This window comes from Rahnella victoriana (genome assembly GCF_004330295.1).
Classification (GTDB): Bacteria; Pseudomonadota; Gammaproteobacteria; order Enterobacterales; family Enterobacteriaceae; genus Rahnella; species Rahnella victoriana.
Genome location: NZ_SJOJ01000057.1, coordinates 1 through 2,695, shown reverse-complemented (window position 1 = coordinate 2,695; position 2,695 = coordinate 1). Strand labels below are relative to the sequence as shown.

Below are 2,695 nucleotides of genomic sequence, written 5' to 3'. Positions count from 1 at the left end.
GGCCGCACGCAAACCCTGCGCATGGTGATCACCGTCTCTGACACGGACGCCATCACGCTTATCATTGATGATTCGATTGTTGTCGCCACCGAGGGTTATGTGAATGACCTGCTGGCCGCGCATGAAAAATCACGCAATCATCCGGACGGCACCACGGCGGCAAAAGGTTTTGTTCAGCTCAGCAGTTCGGTAACCAGCGACAGCGAAACCCTGGCGGCGACGCCCAAAGCCGTGAAGGCGGCGAATGATAATGCCAACGGGCGATTGCCGTCCGGCGGGACTGCCGTCGCTGCAAGCAAGCTCGCGACCTCGCGTAAAATTGCCGGTGTGGCGTTTGATGGCACGGCGGATATCAGCATTCCGCCCGCGAACGTGGGCGCACTGCCTGCGGGCGGGACGGCAGTTGCTGCAACCAAACTCGCCACGGCGCGAAAAATTGCCGGTGTGGCCTTTGACGGCACGAAAGATATCGCCATCCGCGCCGCTAGTGTAGACGGGTTGGGCAGCGCCGCGACAAAAGACGTGGGCACGGCAGCCGGTAATCTGATGGAAGTGGGTGCGTATGGCCTGGGCGGCAATGCAGTCGTTGCCACCGATGCGAATGCCATCGTTAAAAATGGATTTTATAAACTGACCAGGGAAGGCACACATGGACCGACTTATCAGGCGGCAGCAGAAATTATTCATATCCAGTTTGACGGAGCATCCGCAAATCAGATGGGCTGGAATGCAGGTGTAGGCAACGGAACGATGTATCACCGTGCAAGAGCGGGTTCTGTTTTTGGTGAATGGATCCCCCTTCTTGACCAGAGCGGCGGCACACTCAAAGGGGATAACGCGCTGCTCGTTTTACAAAATTCAGCGGCGGCAGCGGATAAAAAAGCCCTCTATATCCGTGGGCTAAATTCCGATGGTGCCATGCGCTGGTACGTGGGCAATGGTTCCGCAGGCAATGATTCCGTGCAGTTGGCAAACTACGCCACCGGCGCACAGTTGCAGCTTACGGATATGTGCACAATAAATAAGCCTCTTAAAGTTACCGGGAATTTTGACGCAACCGGTTCAGGTAACTTTCCGGGCGGTGTGGCGTCAGCGGCGGGTGTCACATTAAACAGCAGTGCGCTGGTAGGCATGTATTTTGGCGCTGATGCGGCCTCATTTACTAACGCCAATCTTTTGCTGAAAAGCTGGAATGGCATTGGTTTTTATAACACCTGTCCTACCAGCGGTATCCAGGGCATTACCGGTTATATCAATGTGCGCACAGGCAATATGGAAATGAAAAGCACCATTACGCCTGGTGATTACGCTAATTTCGACGCGCGTTTTTATACGAAAACGCTGGCTAATACCACCTTCACTAAAGTGGGCGTTGCTTACACCAAAGGTGAATCGGATGGCCGCTATAACCTGAAGAACACCGCCAGCCTGGGGGCGAATGGCTGGCATAAAGATCCGACGACTGGCCTTATCACCCAATGGGGAACTATCACGGCAAGCGGCGCAGGCTGGCAGACCGTGACCTTCCCGACGGCGTTCCCCTCAGCTTGTCTGAATGTTCAGGTGACGATGATTAACAGCTCTCAGGGAAAATTTGCAGATAACTACGGCACGGCGGGAAGTGTCACACGCACTAATTTCTTGTGCGGGCGAGATAATCAGGGTGCTTACTGGGAAGCGAAGGGGTATTGAATGAACTATTACTACAGCCCGTTAAATGGCGGGTTTTATATTGATACGCTGAAAGAAGATTATGAAGCCTCTGACGATGGCTGGCCGGATGATGCCATTCAAATCAGTAACTCTCTGTACAGTCAGTTAATTGAGGGACAGTCCGGCGGGAAAATTATTGCAGTGGGTGAAGACGGTGCGCCTTTACTGGTTGATAGGCCTTTGCCTACGGCAGCGGAGCTGATACTGGCCGCAGACAGTCAGCGAGAAACGCTGATGGCAGAAGCCAATGCCGCTGTGACACCGCTGCAAGATGCGGTTGATATTGGAGACGCCACCGACGCGGAAACGGCGTTGCTGAATGCCTGGAAAAAATACCGTGTCGCGCTGAACCGGCTGGATTTATCCGCCGCGCCGAATATCGACTGGCCTCAGATCCCCGCCTGACCGCTTCCTGACTCATGCCCCGTAAGGGGCTTTTTTGTCTCGGGCACTGCCCCGTTGTGCCATTCCTCAAACATCCCTCCCGCCGTGCCTGCGCGGACACAACACGCGATGATTGACCTCACCCCAATCACAGGAAAAACACCATGGCTGATTATCATCACGGTGTGCGCGTTGTTGAAATCAACGACGGCACCCGCGTTATCTCCACCGTTTCCACCGCCATCATCGGGATGGTTTGCACCGGCGAGGATGCCGACGCGGCGACGTTCCCGCTGGATACGCCGGTACTTATTACCAACGTACTGACCGCCGCCGGTAAAGCCGGTACGAAAGGCACGCTGTATCCGTCCCTGATGGCCATTGCCAACCAGGCGAAACCCGTTGTTGTCGTCGTGCGCGTCGCAGAAGGCGAAGACGAAGCGGAAACCACCTCCAACATCATCGGCGGCACCGATGCCACCGGCATGTATACCGGCATGAAAGCCCTGCTGTCGGCGCAGACCGAACTCGGCGTGAAGCCGCGCATTCTCGGCGTGCCGGGTCTGGATAATCTGGATGTCGCCACGGCGCTAGCCGC

3 protein-coding genes are annotated in these 2,695 nt (G+C 55.6%); all 3 read left to right on the top strand.

Annotated elements, in window-relative coordinates; translation table 11 throughout:
• A partial coding sequence (locus tag EYY67_RS24190; protein WP_131694596.1) for a tail fiber protein occupies window positions 1-1,692 on the top strand: 1,692 nt, incomplete at its 5' end.
• Window positions 1,693-2,118 (top strand): tail fiber assembly protein, encoded by a 426-nt coding sequence (locus tag EYY67_RS24185; protein ID WP_131694595.1) that lies wholly within the window; start codon window positions 1,693-1,695, stop codon window positions 2,116-2,118.
• Between the two features lie 143 nt (window positions 2,119-2,261).
• The coding region (locus tag EYY67_RS24180; protein ID WP_479725249.1) for a phage tail sheath protein at window positions 2,262-2,695 on the top strand (434 nt) is incomplete at its 3' end.